The sequence below is a fragment of the Curtobacterium sp. DN_7.5 genome (assembly GCF_022655355.1).
Lineage (GTDB): Bacteria > Actinomycetota > Actinomycetes > Actinomycetales > Microbacteriaceae > Curtobacterium > Curtobacterium luteum.
This window is the reverse complement of the sequence record NZ_CP093378.1, coordinates 538,580-559,594: the sequence shown is the minus strand read 5'-3', so window position 1 is coordinate 559,594 and position 21,015 is coordinate 538,580. Positions and strand designations below refer to the sequence as shown.

Sequence of the window (21,015 nt, the reverse complement as noted above, 5' to 3'; positions counted from 1 at the left end):
TCGAAGTCCACATGGCGCGGCGCGTAGGAACGGACGCATGCCCGCCACCGCGTTCTGCCTCCACGCCCTCGGCTCGAGTTCCGAGGAGTTCGCACTGCTGCACGACCGTCTGGAGGGCACGCTCGACCTCGTGGGCATCGACCTGCCCGGCTTCGGGACGAGCCCGGCCACCTCCGGCACGACGGTCGAGGACATGGTCGAACTCGTCGAGCGGGCCATCGGGCGCAGCGGGGCCACCGAGTGGGCGCTCGTCGGGCACTCGATGGGCGGCAAGATCGCCGCCGTGGTGGCCGACCGGACCGTGTCCGGCGCGAACGGCCTGTTCGGCCTCCGTGGCGTCGTGCTGCTGGCCGCGTCGCCTCGGTCACCGGAGCCGATGGGCGAGGACCGTCGGCGTTCGATGCTCGACTGGGTCGACTCCGGACACATCTCCACAGACCACGCCGGCGAGTTCGTGGAGGCGAACACCGCCGCCCCGCTCCCCCACGAGCGACTCCGGTCGGCGCTGCACGACGTCGAGCGCGCCGATCCGGAGGCCTGGCGCGCCTGGCTCGAACGCGGCAGCCGCGAGGACTGGTCCGACGACGTCACGAACCCGGTGCCCGCGCTCGTGCTCGCCGGAGCGGAGGACGGCGACCTCGGTCCGTCGGCCCAGCAGGAGCTCGTGCTCCCGCACTGGTCGAACGGGTCCCTCGACGTCGTTCCCGGCGCCGCGCACCTGCTGCCGTGGGAGCAGCCGGACGCCGTCGCCGACCGCGTCCGGCGCTTCTGGGAGCACCACGCCGACAACGGCCCCGTCGTGCCGGCCGACCACGCCCGGGTCATCGCCTCCCCTCGGGTGAGTGCGACGACGCGGGGTGCACTGGCCGTCCGGTCGCTCGCCGACGACCCGGACGCGGAGCCGCAGGCGCTCGACCGGCAGCAGCTCGCGACCCTCCGTGCGGTCGCGGCGGTCGTCGTGCCGCAGCCCGGTGACCGGACCGTCGACGTGGCGCTCCGGGTCGACGCGCAGCTCGCCGAGGGCGCCGGGGACGGGTGGCGTCCGGACGGACTCCCGACGGACGTCGAGGCCTACCGCGCTGCGCTCGACGAGCTCGCGGGTGCCGGCGCGGTGGACGCGACGCTCACGGCCGTCGAGGACGGGACGTACGAGCCGCGCGGGTCGCTCACCGTCGACCAGCTCGCGGCGTGGGCCGAGGACGCCGCCGTGGACCTCGCGAAGCAGTGGCTCGCGCACCCGGCGACGATGGCGGCGATCGACTACGACGGCTACGCGAACGGCGGCGACGGCGCGCGGAAGCAGGGCTTCCAGCTGCTCGGGGCCGGGCAGCGCGAGGCATGGGAAGCAGGGGCGCCGGAAGCCGCCCCGACGACGGACGCGGAGGCAGCCCGATGAGACTCGACGGACAGCGGCACTGGGACGAGGACGAGGTCGTCGACGTGGTCGTCGTCGGCACGGGGGCCGGAGGGGCTCCCCTGACGGCAGCCCTCGCGCGGCGCGGCCTCTCGGTCGTCGCCCTCGAGGCCGGTCGCAACACGGAGCCCGGGCACCACACGCCGGACGAGGTGCTCGCCCCCGCGGACATCAACTGGATGGACGACCGCATCAGCGGTGGCGAGGCCCCGACCGCGTTCGGCCCGAACAACAGCGGGACCGGGGTCGGCGGCTCGACGCTGCACTGGGGTGCCTTCACGCCGCGGCCGAGTCGGCACGACCTGCAGCTGCGCACCGAGTCCGGCGTCGGCGAGGACTGGCCGATCGACCACGACGAGCTGACCGGGTACATCGAGCAGGTCGAGCACGACGTCGGCGTCGCCGGACCCGAGTACTACCCGTGGGACCCGTCGCGGCGGTACCGGATGCGACCGCCGGCGCGCAACGCGTCGTCGGACATGATGATGCGCGGCACCGCTGCGCTCGGCATCACCGCCACCGACGCACCCGTCGGCCTGACGACCGAGGACCGGCACCAGGAGCACCACGGCCTGCGCCAGGCCTGCGTCTCGTGCGGCTCGTGCCACCAGGGCTGCCGCAACGGGGCGAAGGTGTCGATGGACACGACCTACCTGCCCGCCGCCGTCGCCTTCGGTGCCGAGATCCGACCGGAGGCGTTCGTGCACGGCATCGAGCTCGACGCCCGCGGGCGGGTCGAGGCCGTCGTCTACCACCAGGGCGGTCGGGACCACCGGCAGCGCACTCGGTCGCTCGTGCTCGCCGCCGGTGGCGTCGAGACCCCGCGACTGCTGCTCCACACCGGGCTCGCGAACTCCAGTGGCCAGGTCGGCCGGAACTTCACCGCGCACGGTGCGACCCAGGTCTGGGCGACGTTCGACGAGTCGATGCGCTCCTACCGGGGGTACCCGTCCTCGATCATCACGGAGGACTTCGTCCGGCCCGCCGACGCCGACTTCGCGGGTGGCTACCTCATCCAGAGCCTCGGCGTGCAGCCGCAGACCTTCGCCACGACCCTCGTGCGCGGCGGCGGGCTGCGCGGCAAGGCGCTCGTCGACGCGATGCGGGACTACCCGCGGATGGCCGGCGTCGGCATCAACGCCGAGTGCCTGCCGTCGGACCGCAACCGCTTGGAGTTGACCGACGAGCTCGACGCACACGGGGTCCCGCGGGTCCGCGTCACGTTCAGCGCCGGGGAGAACGAGGACGCCATCGAGCGCCACGCGATCAGGACGATGACCGCGATCGTCGAGGCCGCGGGCGGTACGGACGTCCGGGTCCTCGCGCGCACCGCGCACACGATCGGGACCGCGCGGATGGGCACCGACGCCGGGTCGTCGGTCGTGGACCGGGACGGCCGCTCGTGGGACGTGCCGAACCTGTGGGTGTGCGACAACTCGGTGTTCCCGAGCTCGGTCATCGCGAACCCGGCGCTGACCATCATGGCGCTGTCGCTGCGGACGGCGGACCGGATGCTCGCCGAGGCGCCGGACGGCAGCGGCGCGCGCGGGATGGCGGGCGCGCAGGCCTGAGGCGCGGCGGGGGCTCGGGCGCTCGTGTGCTCGCGTGCTCGTGCGCGTGCGCTCGTGCGTTCGTGCGCGTGCGCGTGTGCCGTGTGCGTGCGTGTGCGCGTGTGCGCGTGTGCGCGTGTGCGCGTGTGCGCGTGCGCGGGTGCCGTGCGCGCCTGTCGGCGGTGGCGGGCAGACTGGCGGCATGTGTGGAAGGTTCGTCGTCTCCGACACCACCGCCGACCTGCTCCCCGAGCTCGTCGGTGAACTCGCCGCGCGGACCGAGCACGTCGACGAAGACACCGGCGAGGTCCGTCCCGGCCTCGCCCCGAGCTGGAACGTCGCACCGACCGACCCCGTGTACGCGGTGCGTCAGCGTCACGGGCAGCGCGAGCTCCCGCAGATCAGTTGGGGGTTCGTGCCGAGCTGGGCGAAGGACTTCCAGAAGCAGCGGCCGAAGCCGATCAACGCCCGCATCGAGACCGTCGCGACGAGCGGCATGTTCAAGCGGGCGTTCGCCGCGAACCGGTGCATCGTCCCCGCGCAGGGCTACTACGAGTGGGTCGTGCGCGAGGACGGCAAGGAGCCGCACTTCGTCCACGAGCCCGGCGGTGCCCTCGCGATGGCCGGTGTGGTGAGCGCCTGGCCCGACCCGACGAAGCCCGAGGACGACCCGGACAAGTGGCGGCTGTCCCTCGCGATCATCACGCGCGACGCCCATGTCGCCCCGGGCGAGGTGCACGACCGCATGCCGGCGTTCCTCACGCCCGGCGGCTACGACGACTGGCTCGACGGGGGCCTCGGCACGGACGACCTGCTCGCCCTGCTCGACCACGAGTCGTTGGCGGTCGCTGCGGGGTTGGAGCAGTACGAGGTCTCCCGTGCCGTGAACAGCGTGCGGAACCAGGGTCCGCAGCTCATCGAGCCCGTGTGATCCCGGACGCGGGGGCGCTGACGCCAGCTACGCTGCACGTCCGTCGTCGGAGCTGCCGGACGCACGAACGCCCCGAACGGACGAGGTCCGGACGGGGCGCGGTGTGGTCGAGGCGCGCTGCGCTGCGGTCGGTCGTCAGCCCTGGACGACCGGGCGGAGCACCGACGGCAGCACGACGTGCAGGCGCTCGGCCAGCTTGGCCTGCGCGACCTCGAGCGACCGGAAGTCACCGACGTACGCGCCGAAGGTGTCCGCGACGAAGTAGTGCGCACCCTGCCGGTCGACCGTGCCGCCGTAGTAGCCGGCGTAGTCAGCGACCCACAGGCCCTCGTCGGCGACGTTCCAGGACACCGTTGCCCGGACCGGCTCGGTCGCGATGACCTGCGCCTCGATCTCGGCGATGACCTCGATCGTCTCGGTGTCCAGGGTCACCTCGGCCTGCGGGCGGTGGGTGACGGTGGTGCTCATGGTGCTCCTTCGGGTGGTGCTGCGATGCAGGTGCTGCTGGCGGTACGGGACGTGCTGGCGGTACGGGTGCTGCTGGCGGTGCGGGGCGTGCTGGTGGTACAGGTGCTGCCGGCCACGGCGGTGCTGCCGGCCGCAGCGGTGCTCGTGACGGGTCGCGTCACTCCACGGGACGGATCACCGGGGGGAGCATGACGTGGAGCTGGTCGGCGAGGCGGCCCTGCGCCTCCTCGAGCGAGGCGAAGTCGCCCACGACGAGGCCGAACGTGTCCGAGGCGACGTACCGGCCATCGCGCTTGTCGACCGAGCCGCCGAAGTAGCCGCCGTAGTTCGCCACCCACTCGCCGTCGTCCTCCTGAGACCAGGTGAGCTTGGCGCGAGCCGGACGACCGTGCACGGCGGCGTCCGCCTCGAGGATGGCGATGGTGTCCACGGTGTCCGTGTCGAGCGTGACCTCGGCCCGAGAGTCGGTCTGGACAGTGGTGCTCATGTCGTGCTCCTTCGCGTTCCGGGGTACATGTGCTGACACCTGAACGCTACGGGGAGCGAGGGGCCACTCGCCAGCCAGCCCCGTCGATTCACGGGTTCCGTCAATGCGGCCCATCGCCGAAGCCCGGATTTCCGGGGGGCGACGACGGCACTTCGGGGTACACGTCCCCCGATGGGGTACTCGTTCCGCGGATGAACTGCTTTCGGGGTACGCGCGAGACGCGCCCCCGTGCCGCCGAGACTCGCCGTCGTGCCGCCGAGACTCGCCCCCGTGCCGCCGAGACTCGCCGTCAGCGACATCTCTCGTGACGGTCGCCGCGAGCCATGTCGCTCACGACGAGACTCGCGCCACGCGCCCAACCAGCCCGCAGCACGCGGGCCGCAGCCCGCGCCGTCAGCGCACCGCGCGCATTGCGTCCGCGATCACCGTGACCGCGGCGTCGATCTCGTCCGCGACCCGCGCGTGCGTGGCGGCCGAGCGCCGGTAGGGGTCGTCGACATCGTCGTCGGCCGGGTCCGCCGGCGGCGCCACGGTCCCCCGGAGCCGCGCGACCGTCTCGACGAGCTCCTCGGGCGTCGAGACCCCGGCGAGGTCACCGGGCTCGAGCCCGTCGAGCACCCGCGCGAACTGCTTGATCGTGAACGCCCGCTTCGTGGCACGCGGCGCCAGCGAGACGACGGCGGCCCGGTGCGAGCGCTCGGCGGTGAGCACGAGGTCGGCGGACTCGACGATCTCCGGCGTCAGGTACCGCGAACGGTGCGACGCCGCGTCGCCGCCGAGTCGGCGCGACTGTTCGGCAGCGGCACCGTCCATGGGGGCGCCGTCATCGGCGATGGTGCCCGCCGACTCGACCTCGAACGCCGGAGCGTCCGGGCCGAGCCGGGCGACGAGTACCTGTGCTCCGAGCGGCGACCGGCAGATGTTGCCGCTGCAGACGAACAGGACCCGCATGCTCAGGCGGCGCCGAGCAGGTCGTGCCGCACGACGATCGCGTCACGGCCGGGGCCGACCCCGATCGCCGAGATCCGCGCGCCCGACATCGCTTCCACCGCCAGGACGTACGACTGCGCGTTCGCCGGCAGGTCCTCGAACGACCGGGCTCCGGTGATGTCCTCGGTCCAGCCGGGGAACTCCTCGTAGATCGGCTTCGCGTGGTGGAAGTCCGACTGGTTCACGGGGACCTCGTCCACGCGCTCCCCGTCGACCTCGTACGCGACGCACACCGGGATGGTCTCCAGGCCGGTGAGCACGTCGAGCTTGGTCAGCACGAAGTCGGTCACGCCGTTGATGCGCGCCGTGTACCGGGCGATCGGGGCGTCGTACCAACCGCAGCGACGCGGGCGGCCGGTGGTCGTGCCGAACTCGAAGCCGTTGGCGCGGAGGAACTCCCCCGACTCGTCGAACAGCTCGGTCGGGAACGGCCCGGCGCCGACGCGGGTCGTGTAGGCCTTGACGATGCCGATGATCCGCTCGAGCTTGCCCGGGCCGATGCCGGAGCCCGTCGCGGCACCACCGGCCGTCGCGGACGAGGACGTCACGAACGGGTAGGTGCCGTGGTCGACGTCGAGCATGGTCGCCTGGCCTGCCTCGAACAACACGGTGTCGCCGCGCTCGAGTGCGCGGTGGATCTCGAGGGCGGTGTCCGCGACCATCGGGCGGAGCCGGTCCGCGAAGGACAGGAGCGACTCGACGACCTCGTCCGCGTCGATCGCCCGGCGGTTGAAGACCTTCACGAGCAGGTGGTTCTTCTGGTCGAGGGCCGCCTCGACCTTCTGCCGCAGGATGTTCTCGTCGAAGATGTCCTGGATGCGGATGCCGACGCGGTTGATCTTGTCGGCGTAGGTCGGGCCGATGCCGCGACCGGTGGTGCCGATCTGGCGCTTGCCGAGGAACCGCTCGGTCACCTTGTCGATGGTGCGGTGGTAGTGCGTGATGACGTGCGCGTTCGCGGACACGAGCAGCCTCGACGTGTCGACGCCGCGGGCGCGGAGCGCGTCGAGTTCCTGGAACAGCACCTCGAGGTCGACGACGACGCCGTTGCCGATGATCGGGGTGACGCCGGGCGTGAGGATGCCGGACGGCAGCAGGTGGAGCGCGTACTTCTCGCCGCCGACGACGACCGTGTGGCCGGCGTTGTTCCCGCCGTTGAACTTGACGACGTAGTCGATGCGGGACCCGAGGAGGTCGGTGGCCTTCCCCTTGCCCTCGTCGCCCCACTGGGCGCCGATGATGACTGCTGCGGGCATCTGGTTCTCCTCACGTTGGCGGAGGACCGCACGCGGCCGTTCCGGCCGGTGGTCCACCCGAGTCTATCGGCTGGCCACCTGCCCGCCACCGTCCGGACAGACGGACGGGAGGCGCGGTGCCACCTGGCACCGCGCCTCCCGTTGGTTGCACGGTCGCGCCCGGATCGCGACCGCTGCCGCAGCGTCAGCTGCGGAAGAAGTCCGCGTAGGCGGGATCCCCGACCGGCTGGCTGTGGCCCGGCTCGCGGAGCCGTTCCTCGACCATGGCCTGGATCACGTCGGGCGGGGTGAGTCCCCGTCGACGCCACTCCATGGGGTTCGCCCGGAGCTGCTTGATCTCGCTCTGCGTTCGCATGCGATCACCATCCCAGAGAACAACTAGTTTGTCTAACTACCTGTCCCGTCAGCGCACTCCGGGCGAACCGTCCGACTACTTCGTGACCTTCGCGGTCGGCTTCGAGGTGGACGATCCGTCGACGTACCCCTTGGCCTTGGCGTACACGCGCACCGTCAGCGTCGAGCCGACGTCGGCCGAGGCGACCTTGTAGCTCGACGCGGTCGCCTTCCCGATGGCCTTCCCGTTCCGGAACCACTGGTACTGGTACGTGACGCCCTTCGCGTCCCAGGTGCCGTGGGCCGCGGTCAGGCGCTGCCCGACCTTGGCCTTGCCGCTGATCGTGACGCTGCTGCCCTTCACGAGCGTCAGCTTCGGCACGACCTTCGTGGCGACGACCTGGGCCTGCTTGCTGACCCCGTTGTCGAGGTGCAGGAGCAGGACCTGGGCGTCGGTCACACCGGCGGCACGGGTCACCTGGAGGGAGCCCTGGTCGGCGAAGAGCGTCCCACCGGTGCCGCCCTGCGCGAAGGTGAGCGCGGGCTTCGCGACGTCGAACGCCGTCGGCTCGGTCACGTCCACCACGGACGAGCCGGTCGTCGCGGCACCCGGCGCGTACGCCGACTCCGTCTCGACCCGGTAGGTGAGCTTGCCGGTCGCACCGATCAGGGAGGCCGTCACCGGCAGCACCTTGACGGAGCTGTCGAAGGTGTTGACGTCCTGACCGGGCGCGCCGCCGTTCAGCGGGTAGGCGTCGACCACGGGGTCGACGTCCGGGTCGTCGGACGCGGCCTTGGCGAGGTCGATCGTCGTGACGAAGGTGGCGTCGACCGCGGAGGACTTGGCGTCGTAGACCAGGAAGTCGTCCGTGCCGTCACCGTCCACGTCGATGTACACCTCGACGTTGGTCACGGCGCCGGGGTTGGCGTCGGGACCGGCCGTCTGCACACCGAACGACAGGACGTCCGAGGCCTTGTCGTAGCTGGCGCCGTAGGAGCGCACGTCGGCAGCCTGGAGCGACTGCTTCGCCGACCCGTCCGGGAACGACTCCGCAGCGTCCGTGCCGCCGAGCACGAACGGCGCGACGGCCGCGTGGTACCCGGTGGTGAGGCCGCCCTGGTCGAGCGTGCGCCCGGTCAGCTCGACGTCCGCGACACGGTTCTTCGTGAAGGTCGCCGTGTGGCCCTTGACGTAGCTCGTCGGCTTCGGCGCCGCGTAGGTGCCGACGCGCAGCGCGTCGAGCGACGAGTCGGTCGGGGTGAACGTCACGAGCCCGGTCGCCGCGGCGACGAACTCGCGCTGGTAGCCCAGCTGGACGGCCTCCTGCGTGGGGTCGATCACCCGGCGGAGCTTCGTCGGGTCGGCGACCGTCATCGTCAGGTCGACGACGGCACCGCCACCGGCACGGACGGTGACGCGCTTCGTGCTGAGCGAGAACGCGACGCCGGGCTGTGCCACGCGCGACTGGTAGGCCACGTCGTAGGTGTGCGCCACGGAGTCCGTGTTCTCGATCAGCAGCGACCGCTTCTCGGACGTGCTGGCCGCGACCTCGACGACACCGAACGAGGCGGTGACGAGCTGGCCGTTCTGCACGCTCCGGACCGTCGTGTCGGCGTTGACCGCCTGCAGCGCGTCGACCCGGCCGGTGCCCTGGCGGAGCAGGGTCGCCGTGGTGGAGCCGTCCTTGACGTCGTGCGTCGCGGTGTTCATCAGCGCTGCCTTGACGTCCGGTGCCGACCAGGTCGGGTGCGCCTCGAACGTGAGCGCCGCGATGCCCGCGACGTCCGGGGTCGCCATGGACGTGCCGCTCATCGACATGCGCCCGTCACCGGTGCCGTTGGCGGCCGAGATGACGTTGACGCCAGGGCCCGCGATGTCCGGCTTGACGATGTCACCGAAGGAACCGTGGACACCCCGGCTGGTGAACGACGCGAGCGTGTTCACGGCCTCGGGGTCGGTGGCGAGTTCGAAGCCCTCGAGCTCGTCCGCGAAGCGCACGTGCAGGGTCCCCGCCTTCGCGGCGGCCTGGAGGCCCGTGACGCTGTCCTTGGTCAGCTCGGCTCCCGGGATGGTCGCGTTCCCGGCGATGCCCGAGTCGAAGGTGTTGACCGTGCCCGCGAGGAGCACGCCGACGCCGCCTGCGGCGGCGACGTTGTCGAAGCGGGTCTTCGACCCGCACTCGAGCGCGCCGTCGGTCCACTTCAGCCACGCCACCTTGCCGGCGATCGCCGCGGCGTCCGCCCCGGTGAAGGGCTTGCAGCCGTCGATGTCCGTGGTCGGGACGGCGACGTCGCCCTCGACCGGGAGCGTGCCCTGGTAGTCCTGCGAGTACTGCCCGCGCCAGGTCTTCGCGACGTCGCTCGGGGCCGTGGCCTCGACGCCGTCGTAGAGGGACTGGCCGGTCGCGCTCGCGGCGACGGTCAGCGCACCCTCGGCGGTCCCCGGGGAACCACCGATGTCGGTGAAGTCGTCGGCGTTGCCGGAGGCGATCACCGGGAGGACACCGCGGGCGGTGAGGGCGTCGATCTTGGCGTTGTCGGGGTCGTCCGGCGCACCGTAGTCGGAGCCGAGCGAGAGGTTCAGGACGTTGATGTCCTTGCCCTCGGTGAGCGCCTGGCCGACCCAGTCGAGCGCGGCACCGGTGAGGTCGGTCGAACCGCCGCCGTCACCGAACACCTTCAGGGCGTAGAGGCCCGCCTCGGGCGCGGTGCCGGGGCCGACCCACATGTCCTGGACCTGCTGGGCGGTGAGCTTCGTGTAGTCGCCGTCGAAGGTCTGCTTGTCGGCGGTGAGACCGTACCCGGCGACGGTGCCGGAGACGTGCGTCCCGTGGTCGCCGCCCTTGCCGTCGATGGGGTTGTCGTCCGGCTCGGGGACCGGCTGGTAGCTGTCCGGGTCGCTCGGGTCCGCGTTGTAGGTCGGGCCGGCGAAGTCGTACCCGCCGAGGAACTTCTGCGGGTCGTACGAGCCGTCGGCCGGCGCCGCGGTCGAGTCGAGCGCGGCCTGGTAGGCCTCGGCCGTGCCGGGGCCGCCGAAGTCGGCCTGCGTGTAGTCGAGTCCGGTGTCGAGCACCGCGACGTTGACGCCCTTGCCCGTGTGGCCGGTCTGCGTCCAGGCGTTGAGCGCCCGGGTGTAGACGTCGCTCGCGGCGTTCTTCGGCGCGACGCCGTCGGCACCGGCCTTGGCCGTGCTCGGGTCGACGCCGGAGGGCGCGGCCGAGGCGTCGGCGTTGACGGTCGGCTCGACGATCTTCTTCGGCGTGAGCGGGATGATGCTCTCGACGTCGGAGCGCTTCGCGATCTCCTGGAGGGCCGCGACGTCCGCGACGACGGCGACACCGGGGACGGTGTACTCGGTCGTGTACAGCTCGGTCGAGCGCTTGTCGGCCTTCTGCACGGCGGCGCGCACGGCCTCGGTCGTCGACTTGATCGCCTGCACGCGCTGCTTCGCCTGTGCGGACGGGGCCTTCGAGCGGGTGAGGTCCCCGCCCTTCGCCTGGGCGTCGACCTCGAGCGCGCCCTTGCCGGTCGTCCGCACGAACGCGGTGACCGTCTTGGTGGGCTTGGCGTCACGCAGCGGCTGCGCGAGCTTCAGCCCGGGGATGGACACGCCGGTGTGGCTGGCGGGCGCGGCGACTGCTGCGCCGCCGACCGCGAGCCCACCGCACGCCAGGGCCGCGGCGGCGATGCCGGCGGTCAGGACGCGGGTGAGTCGGCGTGGTGTCGGGTCGGGGTTCGGTGTTGCACGGTTCAAAGGGCGCACTCCTGGCTCTGTCCGTGGTTCTCGTGGAATTCCTGTGAAGCTATGCGGTTCCTCTCAGGCCGCCTAGTCCCCACTTCGGAGGACCGACACCCGTTCGGGGGACGGCGTAGAACAACTTGCACAGCACTGTGCAAGTTATTACGATGGGCCCGTGAACACCCCCGTCCCGCCCATCCGCGCGCCCCGCCGCGACGCCACCGAGAACCGGGCCGCACTGATCGAGGCGGCGAAGGCCGAACTCCAGCGCGACCCGGACGCCGGCCTCGAGACGATCGCCGCGGCCGCCGGACTCTCCCGCCGTGCGGTGTACGGACACTTCCCGTCCCGGGACGACCTCGTGCGCGAGGTCGTCACCGCCGGGGCAGCACGGATCGCCGCGGCCATGCCCTCCACCTCGAACCTCGCCGACCTCCCGCCGGCCGCCAGGGTCGCGGCGATCGCCGTGACGCTCTGGAGCGAGGTCTCGCACGTCCGCTCGATGGCGCGCGTCGCCGTCCGCGGTCCGTTCATCGAGGCGGTCGCCGCCGTCTTCGAACCGCTGCGCGCCCAGGTCCGGGACGCCTGCGCGCTCGGGATCGCCGACGGCAGCATGCGCGACGACGTCGACGCGGCGACCCTCGGTCGCCTCGTCGAGGGCGCCTGCATCGCGGTCCTCGACGAGGCGACCCGGTCCGGCACGAGCGACGAGGACGGCCGCCGGATGGTCGTCCTCTCGGCGCTCGGCATGGCTGGCATCGACTGGCGTACCGCGCTGCTCTCCGAACCCGCCCCCGCGCACACCACCACCCAGGAGCCCGCCGCATGACCACGCTCGAACTCGACCACGTCGGCATCGGCGACGAGCCCGGTGCCGCACTGCCGACCGTGTCGGCCGTGGCCGGCCCCGGACGACCGGGCATCGTCGCCGTCGAGACCGAACAGGCGCCGGTGCTCGCCTCGCTCGTCGCCGGCGGCCGGATGCGTCCCGACCGGGGGCGCGTGCTCGTCGACGGCCACGAGGACCCAGCAGCCGTCCGACGCGCGTTCGCCCTCGTCGACACCCCCGGCGTCGCGGAGCCCTTCCCGGTGATGAGCTGCCGCCGCATCGTGCGCGAAGAACTGGCGTACGCCGGGCAGCGCCCGTCCCGGGAGCACGTCGACACCGTGCTCGACTCGCTCGGGATCACCCGGTTCGCCGACACGCACGTCCAGCGCGTCCCGACGGAGGTCCGCGTGCGCCTGCTCGTCGAGCTCGCCCTGCTGCGCGAGGGCGTCACCGGACTCGTGATCACCTCGCCGGAGCGGCACGGCGGCGCCGTCGACGACTGGTTCGCCGTCGTGCGCGACGTCGCCCTCCGCGGCGTCACCGTCCTGCTCGTGACCTCGAAGGCGGCGGCCCAGACCGCCTCCGCCCTCCTCGACACCATCCCCACCCCAACGGAAGACCAGAGCCCCGACGACGCGGCCCGGAACGACGGAGACGACCCGCGCCTCCAGGAAGCGTCCTGACGTGACCACCACCTCGCTCGTCCGCGCGGAGCTCGCGCGGCTCACCGCCACCCCCCTCGCCCGACTCGCGTTCATCGCGCTGATGTGCGTGCCGCTGCTCTACGGCGGCGCCTACCTGTGGGCGAACCGCGACCCGTACGCGAAGCTCGACCAGGTCCCCGCCGCGATCGTCGACCAGGACGCCGGGGCCACGCTCGACGGCGACCGCGTCGACTACGGCAAGGACGTCGCGAAGGAGGCGATCGACGGCGGCGACTTCAAGTGGACCGAGACCTCCGCGGCCGACGCGCGCTCGGGCGTGCGCAACGGCACGTACGACTTCGTCGTCACCATCCCGCACGACTTCTCGGCCGCGCTCGTCTCGGCGCAGTCGGACGACCCTCGCCGGGCGAAGCTCACGATGACGACCGCCGACACGAACTCGTACCTCGCGTCGACCATCGCGGAGCAAGCGGGCAAGACCATGCGGACCGCCGTGGCCGAGCGGGTCGGCAAGCAGGCGGCGAAGTCCCTGCTCGTCGGCCTCGCGGACGTGCGGGACAGCCTCGGCGACGCCGTCGACGGTGCCGGGCAGCTCGCGTCCGGTGCGACGAGCGCGAAGGACGGGGCCGACCGGCTCGCGGACGGCACGGGGCAGCTCTCGTCCGGGGCAGCGCAGCTCGCCGCCGGCACCGCGGACCTGCCGTCGCAGACGCAGCAGTTGGACAGCGGCGCGCAGCAGGTGTCCACGGGCGCGTCGAAGCTGGCGTCCGGTCTGTCCGACGCCCAGCGGCAGACGGCCGCGCTGCCGTCGCAGACGAAGCAGCTGGACACGGGCGCGAAGCAGCTCCAGAGCGGGCTGCACCAGCTCCGGGACGCGAGCGCGGCGCTGCCCTCGGGGACATCGACGCTGTCCGAGGGCGCCACGGCCGTCGCGGACGGCAACGCGAAGCTGGCCGACGACGCTGCGCCCTTCCTCGCCGGCGTGCAGCAGTTGGCGGCGCAGTCCCCCGCGCTGGCATCCCAGCTCGAGCCGGTGGTCGAGGCGTCGACCGTGCTCGACGCCGACCAGAAGGCGCAGCTGGTGGCCGCGCTGGAACAGCTGCGGACGAGTTCCACCACGCTCGGCACGGGCGCGTCCGCGGTGTCGACCGGCATCGAGGACCTGAAGACCGGGAGCGCGAAGGTCGCCGCCGGCGCATCCGACCTCGCGGCGAAGGCCCCGGCCCTGACCTCGGGCATCCAGCAGGCCTCCGACGGGTCGGACCGGCTCGCAGCGGGCACCTCCACCCTCGCCGCGAAGGCTCCCGAGCTCTCGTCGGGCATCGCCTCGGCGGCCGACGGCGCGTCGACCCTGTCGAACGGTGCGTCGCAGGTCGCAGCGGGGACGTCGAAGCTCGCGGCAGCGGCCCCGACCCTGTCGAGCGGCGCCTCCCGGCTCGCCACCGGTGCGGCATCGGCCGACGACGGCGCGAAGTCGCTCGCGTCCGGCCTGACGAAGCTCGAGAGCGGGTCCACGAAGCTCGCGGACGAGCTCGACGAGGGTCGCACGAAGATCCCGTCGTCCACCGCGTCGTCGCGGGAAGCCCAGGCGTCCGTGATCTCCGACCCGGTCAAGGTCGGCGACGACAACGTGGCGTCGGCGGGCAACTACGGCGCGGGCCTCGCACCGTTCTTCATCTCGCTCGCGGCCTGGATCGGCATGTACGCGCTGTTCCTCATCCTGAAGCCGATCTCGAAGCGGGCGATCACCGCCGTGCGGAAGCCGCTCCGCGTGGTGCTCGGCGGCTGGCTCACCCCCGCACTCCTCGGGGTCGTGCAGATGGTGGCGCTGTTCCTCATCGTCCGGTTCGCGCTCGACCTGAACGTGGTCCAGGCCGGTCCGACGATCGGCATCATGGTGCTCGCCTCGGCGACGTTCGCGGCGATCATCATGGCGCTCAACGTGCTGCTCGGGTCGGTCGGGCAGTTCCTCGGCCTCGTGCTCATGCTCGTCCAGCTCGTGACCGCCGGCGGGACGTTCCCGTGGCAGACGCTGCCGGGGCCGTTGGCGGCGCTGCACTTCGCGTTGCCGATGACCTACTCGGTCGACGCGATCCGGCAGACGATGTACGGCGGCTCGGCGGCCACTGCCTGGTCGGACACGGGCATCCTGCTCTGCTGGCTGCTCGGCGCGCTGCTCGTGTCGTACGTCGTGACGGCCCGGCAGACCCGGAGCCGCACGCTGCGCGACCTGCGGCCGAGCCTGATCGGCTAGCAGCGCCGCGGGGTCCGGCCGCCGCACGCTCGGCCGCCGCACAACCAAAGTCACCTCGAACCGCGCATCCGTCCGGTTCGAGGTGACTTCGGTTGTGCGCCGCCGATCAGCACCCGCGGGACGCCGCCGTCCGGTCGACGGACAGGCCACGAGCCGGGCGGTGGAACTGAAATGTCACGCCGACAGCACCCGGGGCACCCCCGCTAGGATCGACACGGACACCAGGAGGTCGATGCCGATCATGGGCGACGGCAAGCGCGCCGGCGGCAAGCCGGCGACCATCTACGACGTCGCCGCGCGGGCGGGCGTCTCCAAGTCGCTCGTCTCCCTCGTGCTCCAGCGCTCCCCCCGGGTCAGCGACCAGCGGCGTGCCGCCGTCCTCCGGGCGATCCAGGAGCTCGACTACCGTCCCTCGACCGCGGCCGTCGCCCTCGCCGGCACGCGCAGCCGCACGATCGGCGTGGTCCTCGACGACTTCCGGAACCAGTGGTTCGTCGACCTGCTCACCGGCCTCCGCGAGTCCCTGCAGGACCAGGGCCACCGGCTCGTCGTCGCCGACCGGTTCCTCAACACCGGGCTCGACGCATCCCCCGTGGAGGGCTTCCTGTCGATGCGGGTCGAGGGGATCGTGATCGCGGGCGAGCCGGACACGGACCTCGCGGTCCCCGCGTCGATGCCGCTCGTCGTCGCCGGCGGACGCGTCACGATCCCCCGAGCGGACACCGTCGCGAACGACGACCGCACCGGCGGCGCGATCGCCGCTGCGCACCTCCTCGACCTCGGCCACCGTCGCATCGGCTTCGTGGGCGCGCGGTCAGCCGCCTCCGACGAACGGCGGACCGGCCTGGAGGCACGGATCGCCGCCGCAGGGCCCGGTGCGTCCGTCGTCAGTGCGGTCCTCTCCGGCGAGCCGACCGAGGAGGCCGGCGTGCGGGCCGTCGGCGTGCTCCTCGACGAGCACCCCGACGTCACCGCGGTGTTCGCCGCGAACGACGTGATGGCGATCGGCGCCCTGTCCGGTCTCGCGGAGCGCGGCCTGCGCGTGCCGGAGGACGTGTCGGTCATCGGCTACGACGACACCCCGGTCGCGGCGAGCCGCTACGTCGGACTGACGAGCATCGACGACCGCAGTGTCGAGATCGGTCGGGGCGCCGGGGAGCGGCTGCTGGCGCGCATCGCCGACCCGGGTGCCCCGGCGCGGGAGATCCTGGTCGAGCCGCGGCTGGTGGCGCGGCGCACGACCGCACGGCGCTGACACGGACCCCAGAGGTAGCCTGACCTGGTTCGCGACGGATCAGGAGAGCGGGCGATGGACACCGGAGACACGGCCTCGACGCGTGCTGCGCTCGTGGCGGCCCTCGACGTGGTCGGGGCGGCACCGTCCGAGCGCTTCGAGCGGATCGTCCGCGTCGCGCGCGAGGTCTTCGACGTGCCGCTGTCCTACGTCAACGTCCTCGACGACGACCTCCTGCACACGCTCACCCCGAACATCCCGGACGAGATCGTGTCCGGGCCGATCGGCTGGTCGTTCTGCCAGCTCACCGTCCGGCAGGTCGAACCGACGGTCATCACCGACACCACCGCCGACCCGCGGACCGCCGGTCTCCCCGGGGTGACGAACCGCGGCATCCGGTTCTACGCGGGCGTCCCACTGACCATGCCCGGCGGGGTCCCGGTCGGCACGCTCTGCCTGATGGACACCCGACCGCGCGAGTTCTCGCTCGCGGACGAGGCCGCACTGATCGACTTCGGGCGCTGGGCGGAGCGGGCCCTCGGCCAGGGTCTGCACCACGACCGTCTGCTCGACGTCGTCGGTGCGCTCACGCCGGCGTCCGTCGCGGTCCGTGGCTTCCGGGTCTCCGCCGTGTCCGTCCCGTACGGCGACACGAGCGGCGACCTGCACGACTGGTCGAGCGACGGTGACCACCTCACGGTGACGCTCGCCGACGTCATGGGCAAGGAGCAGCCCGCGGCGATCCTCGCGGCCGGCATCCGGGCGGCTCTGCGCCAGCACCGGGACGCGGCCCCCGCGGATGCCGTCCGGGCCGCGGAGCCGGCGCTCGCGGAGGACCTCGTGGCGACGAGTGCGTTCGCCACGCTCTTCCACGCCCGGGTGGCGTTCGACAGCGGTGCCGTGGAGGCGGTGGACGCCGGGCACGGGCTCGTGGTGCACCTGGCGGCCGACGGACAGCACCGGGTCGTCCGGTCGCACGACCTCCCGCTCGGCCTCCACCCCGGCGGTGCGCCGAGGGCGGTGACCCGGCTGACGCTGGACCCCGGCGATGCGCTGCTCGTGGCCAGCGACGGAGCGCTCGACCTCGGCGACGGCACGATCGACACCCTCACCGAACTCGCCCGCACGTTCGAGCGCACGCGGGACCACCACGCGTTCCTCGACACCGTCCGGCTCCGTGCCGCCGAGCGGGCGGAGGACGACGTGACCGTGGTGCTGCTGACCCGCGACGCCTGACGCCCCGGTCAGTCGACGGCGTGCTGCACGATCCAGCTGTGCATCACGATGGCCGCGGCCGCCGACGCGTTGATGCTCCGCGTGGACCCGTACTGCGTGATCTCGAGGTGCGCGTCCGCCCCGGCCACCGCCTCGTCGGTCAGCCCCGGCCCCTCCTGACCGAACAGGAACACGCAGTGCTCCGGGATCGCCGCCGTCTCGATGCGCTCGGCGCCGTCGGTGTTGTCGATCGCGACGACCGGCCGCCGTTCGGCGCGCATGGCCTCGAGGAACGCGGCGACGTCCGGGTGGTACCGCACGTGCTGGTAGCGGTCGGTCACCATGGCGCCGCGCTTGTTCCAGCGTCGCCGGCCGATGATGTGCACGGTGCCGGCGAGGAACGCGTTGGCACTCCGGACGATGGACCCGATGTTGAGGTCGTGCTGCCAGTTCTCGATCGCGACGTCGAAGGCGTGGCGGCGCGTGTCGAGTTCGGCGACGATCGCCTCCATCGACCAGTACCGGAAGCGGTCGACGACGTTGCGGGAGTCGCCCTCGGCGAGGAGCTCCGGGTCGAGTCGCGGGTCGTCCGGCCACGGCTCGGGGTGGGGTCCGACGCCGTTGGTCGTGCGCTCGTGGGAGGGCTGTGGCGACGGCGCGGCACCGGGGTCGGACGGGAGGCGCTCGGTCACGCGCTCCAGCGTACGGCCCGTCCGCCACGCGCTCCGACGCGGCGCAGCACGGCTCAGTCCTCGCGCAGACGAGAGTCGATGCGCACGATCGAACACAGGACGCCGAGGAACCCGATGACCCCGAACACGATCACGCCGGTTCCTGGTGCCCGTTCATCAGCTGCGGTCGCTCCCCACACCGCAAGGCACTCGCAGAGGATCGCGAGGACGGACGTCACCGCCACGGAGATGGGCGAATCAGCGGAGGCTGGCGCGACGACTCCGGCGAGATGAGCGATCGACACCGCCATGAAGACCACGACCGCGTGGTGTGCAAGCGCAGCCGGCCCGGGCACGAACCCGGAGGACGTCATGAAGATCCCTGTCATCGCGACGGCAAGGCATGCGCCCGCCGCGAGCTGCGCTGCTGCGATCCGTCCCGCTACCGTTCCGTTGTGCCGATGGAGCCAGACCCACGGACTGGTCCGGGCCCATGCGAGTTCCGAGGGAGCGGCCGCGAGCATCCCGGCGAGCAGCATCGCCGTCGGCGCCGGGATCACGGCGGCTCGAGATCCGAGCCCGACGAGGACGACACAGGAGACGGTGACGACGAGCGACACCTGGCCGAGGGGCTGCCGCACCGCCATCGACAGCTCTCGAAGAGAGCCGCCGAGGGAGCGAGGAAGCTGTCGGCCGAAAGCAAGGACCCGGAACGTTCGGCCTGCGGCTTCGTGTACCTGGAGGAGCCGCACGGCGATGATGCACGAGCCCAGACACATCGCAGCCGTCACAACACTGGTGATCGCCGAGGCAGAACCGTCGATCGTCGCACGTGCTGTGAGGAGTCGCACCCAGTGCGCCGCGGCCGAGGTCCTTCCCAGTCGGGCCGCGTCCACCGAATCAGCAACCAGCCAGCCGAGCACACCCGTCACGCACACGACGGACAGGAGCTGGACGATTGACGCGTCACACCTTCGGAGCAGTGCCACCGTGAGCTCTGCCGCCAGCGTGACGCCGAACGACGTCGCGATCGTCACTGCTGCGACTTCCGTGAACACCCGTACGCCGTCCCCGATGAGGTTCGTGAGGTAGACAGCCGGCCCGTACGACACCCCGAGCGAAGCCACGGAGAGGACGACGAGGTACGGAAGCGCTTCGCCCACACGCGCGTCGAGTCTCCGAGCGGAGAGGACCTGGACAGCGACGCGCAGAGCGGATCGTCCAGGAGCAAACACCCGCATCAACACGGCCACACCGCCCGCGCTGGTGACCTGTGCGGTCGTCAGGATCGCAACGACCTGATCTCGGCTGCCCGGCGCGAGTGACTCCGACGGGAGGAACCGAGCGAGGAAACGGTAGACGGAGACGTTGTAGGCGACCCCCGCGACCCCGAGCACGATCGCGACGAGCAACGCGATCGATCGACCGCCGAGCGACGTGACGACGTGTCGCCGAAGCACGATCCAGGACGCCCGCGAGACGGCCGCTGCTCCTCTCAACACCGCCATTGATCCGCTCGCGCGATCGCGTCGAGGAACCGCTCGCTCGACCGCGCCGCCGCCGCACCGATCCCGGTGATCTCGAGGAAGGCTGTCTCGAGCGACTGGCCCTTCCCGGCGATCGCATCGACGTCCACGTCGGTGAGGAGCTTTCCCCGTTGCAGGACGAGAAGCCGCGAGGCGATCGATTGCGCGCTCGCGAGATCATGGGTGGACAGCAACACCGCTCCACCCTGGTCCGCGAAGTCGCGGATGACCGCGCGGAGCAGCGCACCGGACTCCGGGTCCAGTCCGCGGAGTGGCTCGTCGAGAACGAGCAGCCGGGGCCTGCGCGCGACCGCTGCGAGGAGTTGGAGCTTTCGCTTCATGCCGTGGCTGTACGTACCGATCAGCCGAGAAGCGGCAGCATCGAGGTGGAGACAGTCGAGCAAGCGGCGCCGATGTCGCCGCCCGAGCGTCGTGCCGTGGAGCGCCTCGGCCAGATCGAGGTACTCGTGACCGGTCAGGAGTTCCGGTATCGGAAGATCATCCGGACAGAAGCCGACGTCCCTCCGTCGCCCCGCGAGGACGGGAACGCCGTCGAGGAGAGCGCGGCCCCGGGTGGGACGGGTGAGGCCGGTGATCACGTGGATGAGCGTGCTCTTCCCTGCCCCGTTCGGTCCTGCGAGCGCCGCGACTTCGCCCTCACGAACTCGGGAAGTCACCGAATCAAGCACGACTGCACGTCCGTAGCGCTTGGTGACCGCGTCGATTTCAAGCATGTGCTTCCTTGAGGACGCTCCACACGTCCCGACCGTCCGTCGCCGACGGATGCAGGCTGAGGATGTGGAGTCCGAACAGCAGCGTCATCGGGTAGCCGATGACGAACGGGACCGGCAACACCGCGGTGCCGATCAGCCCACTGGCCGTCGCCGCGACGGGACCGATCGCCGCGATGAAGGCATCGGACTCCGGCATGGTTCGCCAACGGACGATGCGCGCGGATGACCATGCGCCGACGCCGACGACCACCGCCCGTCCCTCAGCTGCGATCAGGAGGTGCGCGACGGCGTGCGAGAACTCGTGGACGAACGGCGACAAGGTGAACAGGGCGAAGATGAGGGCAACAGAACCTGCGGTCGCAGCACCGAAGATCACCTCGCTGAGAGCGACGGTGACGAGCGCGGGTACAGCTGTGATCGCGCAGAGCACGAGGACCAACCGCCACGAGGCGTGATGGGCCGCGACGACCGACGCCCACCACGCCTCACGGCGTTGGATCATGCTCTCGAAGACCCCGGCGTGCCCCGCGGACTGCTCAGACGCCCGAGGAAGGCCCCGGCGACCGCCGCAACCACCGCGAGGAGCAGCGGAAGCACCAGCAACCCGGGGCCTCCCGTCACCGACACCGACTCCCCCACGCCCGACACCGTCGCGATCGGTCCAGCGTCTCCGAGCTCGCCCCCGCTGAGTGCGGACGCAAGGAGCCAGAGCCAGATCG

18 protein-coding genes are annotated in these 21,015 nt (G+C 71.9%); 8 read left to right on the top strand and 10 right to left on the bottom strand.

The features are described from left to right. Nucleotides 1-37 precede the first annotated feature (37 nt). From MON03_RS02665 to MON03_RS02655, 3 genes are all read left to right on the top strand, one after another. Nucleotides 38-1,396 (top strand): alpha/beta hydrolase, encoded by a 1,359-nt coding sequence (locus tag MON03_RS02665; RefSeq protein WP_242090358.1) that lies wholly within the window; start codon nucleotides 38-40, stop codon nucleotides 1,394-1,396. Continuing rightward, a complete protein-coding gene (locus MON03_RS02660; protein WP_242090357.1) occupies nucleotides 1,393-2,985 on the top strand; it encodes a GMC family oxidoreductase in 1,593 nt (530 codons plus the stop codon). The genes MON03_RS02665 and MON03_RS02660 overlap by 4 nt, the downstream gene beginning before the upstream one ends. Nucleotides 2,986-3,166: 181 nt before the next feature. Continuing rightward, nucleotides 3,167-3,895 carry an SOS response-associated peptidase gene (locus MON03_RS02655; protein ID WP_242090356.1) on the top strand — a complete coding sequence of 243 codons (729 nt, stop codon included), beginning with the start codon at nucleotides 3,167-3,169 and terminating at the stop codon, nucleotides 3,893-3,895. Between the two features lie 135 nt (nucleotides 3,896-4,030). On the opposite strand, the gene MON03_RS02650 is transcribed toward MON03_RS02655, so the two are convergent. The 6 genes from MON03_RS02650 to MON03_RS02625 all read right to left on the bottom strand — a co-directional run bounded on the left by MON03_RS02650 (nucleotide 4,031) and on the right by MON03_RS02625 (nucleotide 11,183). Next, nucleotides 4,031-4,363, bottom strand: coding sequence for a hypothetical protein (locus MON03_RS02650; protein WP_022904327.1), 333 nt, complete (start codon nucleotides 4,361-4,363; stop codon nucleotides 4,031-4,033). Between the two features lie 157 nt (nucleotides 4,364-4,520). After that, nucleotides 4,521-4,850 carry a hypothetical protein gene (locus MON03_RS02645; protein ID WP_242090355.1) on the bottom strand — a complete coding sequence of 110 codons (330 nt, stop codon included), beginning with the start codon at nucleotides 4,848-4,850 and terminating at the stop codon, nucleotides 4,521-4,523. Between the two features lie 393 nt (nucleotides 4,851-5,243). Then, nucleotides 5,244-5,801 (bottom strand): arsenate reductase/protein-tyrosine-phosphatase family protein, encoded by a 558-nt coding sequence (locus MON03_RS02640; RefSeq protein WP_175328768.1) that lies wholly within the window; start codon nucleotides 5,799-5,801, stop codon nucleotides 5,244-5,246. A 2-nt stretch (nucleotides 5,802-5,803) separates the two neighbouring features. After that, on the bottom strand, nucleotides 5,804-7,096 hold the full coding sequence (locus MON03_RS02635) for an adenylosuccinate synthase (protein WP_031273819.1): 1,293 nt from the start codon (nucleotides 7,094-7,096) through the stop codon (nucleotides 5,804-5,806). A gap of 184 nt (nucleotides 7,097-7,280) precedes the next feature. Further along, the gene (locus tag MON03_RS02630; RefSeq protein WP_022904330.1) at nucleotides 7,281-7,451 is read right to left on the bottom strand and encodes a hypothetical protein; all 171 of its coding nucleotides are present in this window, start codon (nucleotides 7,449-7,451) and stop codon (nucleotides 7,281-7,283) included. A 75-nt stretch (nucleotides 7,452-7,526) separates the two neighbouring features. Further along, nucleotides 7,527-11,183 carry a S8 family peptidase gene (locus MON03_RS02625; protein WP_242090352.1) on the bottom strand — a complete coding sequence of 1,219 codons (3,657 nt, stop codon included), beginning with the start codon at nucleotides 11,181-11,183 and terminating at the stop codon, nucleotides 7,527-7,529. A gap of 160 nt (nucleotides 11,184-11,343) precedes the next feature. Here MON03_RS02625 and MON03_RS02620 point away from each other — a divergent pair, with 160 nt between their 5' ends. The 5 genes from MON03_RS02620 to MON03_RS02600 all read left to right on the top strand — a co-directional run bounded on the left by MON03_RS02620 (nucleotide 11,344) and on the right by MON03_RS02600 (nucleotide 17,386). Beyond that, nucleotides 11,344-11,997 (top strand): TetR/AcrR family transcriptional regulator, encoded by a 654-nt coding sequence (locus MON03_RS02620; protein ID WP_242090350.1) that lies wholly within the window; start codon nucleotides 11,344-11,346, stop codon nucleotides 11,995-11,997. Beyond that, nucleotides 11,994-12,680 carry a P-loop NTPase family protein gene (locus MON03_RS02615; protein ID WP_242090348.1) on the top strand — a complete coding sequence of 229 codons (687 nt, stop codon included), beginning with the start codon at nucleotides 11,994-11,996 and terminating at the stop codon, nucleotides 12,678-12,680. Before MON03_RS02620 ends, MON03_RS02615 begins: the two co-directional genes overlap by 4 nt. A gap of 1 nt (nucleotide 12,681) precedes the next feature. Beyond that, on the top strand, nucleotides 12,682-14,916 hold the full coding sequence (locus MON03_RS02610) for a YhgE/Pip domain-containing protein (protein WP_242090346.1): 2,235 nt from the start codon (nucleotides 12,682-12,684) through the stop codon (nucleotides 14,914-14,916). A 232-nt stretch (nucleotides 14,917-15,148) separates the two neighbouring features. Beyond that, nucleotides 15,149-16,171, top strand: coding sequence for a LacI family DNA-binding transcriptional regulator (locus MON03_RS02605; RefSeq protein ID WP_242090344.1), 1,023 nt, complete (start codon nucleotides 15,149-15,151; stop codon nucleotides 16,169-16,171). Between the two features lie 54 nt (nucleotides 16,172-16,225). Then, nucleotides 16,226-17,386 (top strand): PP2C family protein-serine/threonine phosphatase, encoded by a 1,161-nt coding sequence (locus MON03_RS02600; RefSeq protein ID WP_242090342.1) that lies wholly within the window; start codon nucleotides 16,226-16,228, stop codon nucleotides 17,384-17,386. Between the two features lie 8 nt (nucleotides 17,387-17,394). Here MON03_RS02600 and MON03_RS02595 read toward each other — a convergent pair whose 3' ends face one another. From MON03_RS02595 to MON03_RS02580, 4 genes are read right to left on the bottom strand one after another with little or no spacing between them, the layout of a single operon-like run. Then, nucleotides 17,395-18,057, bottom strand: coding sequence for a TrmH family RNA methyltransferase (locus tag MON03_RS02595; RefSeq protein WP_242090340.1), 663 nt, complete (start codon nucleotides 18,055-18,057; stop codon nucleotides 17,395-17,397). Nucleotides 18,058-18,110: 53 nt separating this feature from the next. Next, nucleotides 18,111-19,544, bottom strand: a complete 1,434-nt coding sequence (locus MON03_RS02590; protein WP_022904336.1) for a hypothetical protein — start codon at nucleotides 19,542-19,544, stop codon at nucleotides 18,111-18,113. Then, nucleotides 19,532-20,296 (bottom strand): ABC transporter ATP-binding protein, encoded by a 765-nt coding sequence (locus MON03_RS02585; protein ID WP_242090339.1) that lies wholly within the window; start codon nucleotides 20,294-20,296, stop codon nucleotides 19,532-19,534. Before MON03_RS02585 ends, MON03_RS02590 begins: the two co-directional genes overlap by 13 nt. Beyond that, nucleotides 20,289-20,798, bottom strand: a complete 510-nt coding sequence (locus MON03_RS02580) for a hypothetical protein (protein WP_242090336.1) — start codon at nucleotides 20,796-20,798, stop codon at nucleotides 20,289-20,291. The genes MON03_RS02585 and MON03_RS02580 overlap by 8 nt, the downstream gene beginning before the upstream one ends. Nucleotides 20,799-21,015: the final 217 nt, after the last annotated feature.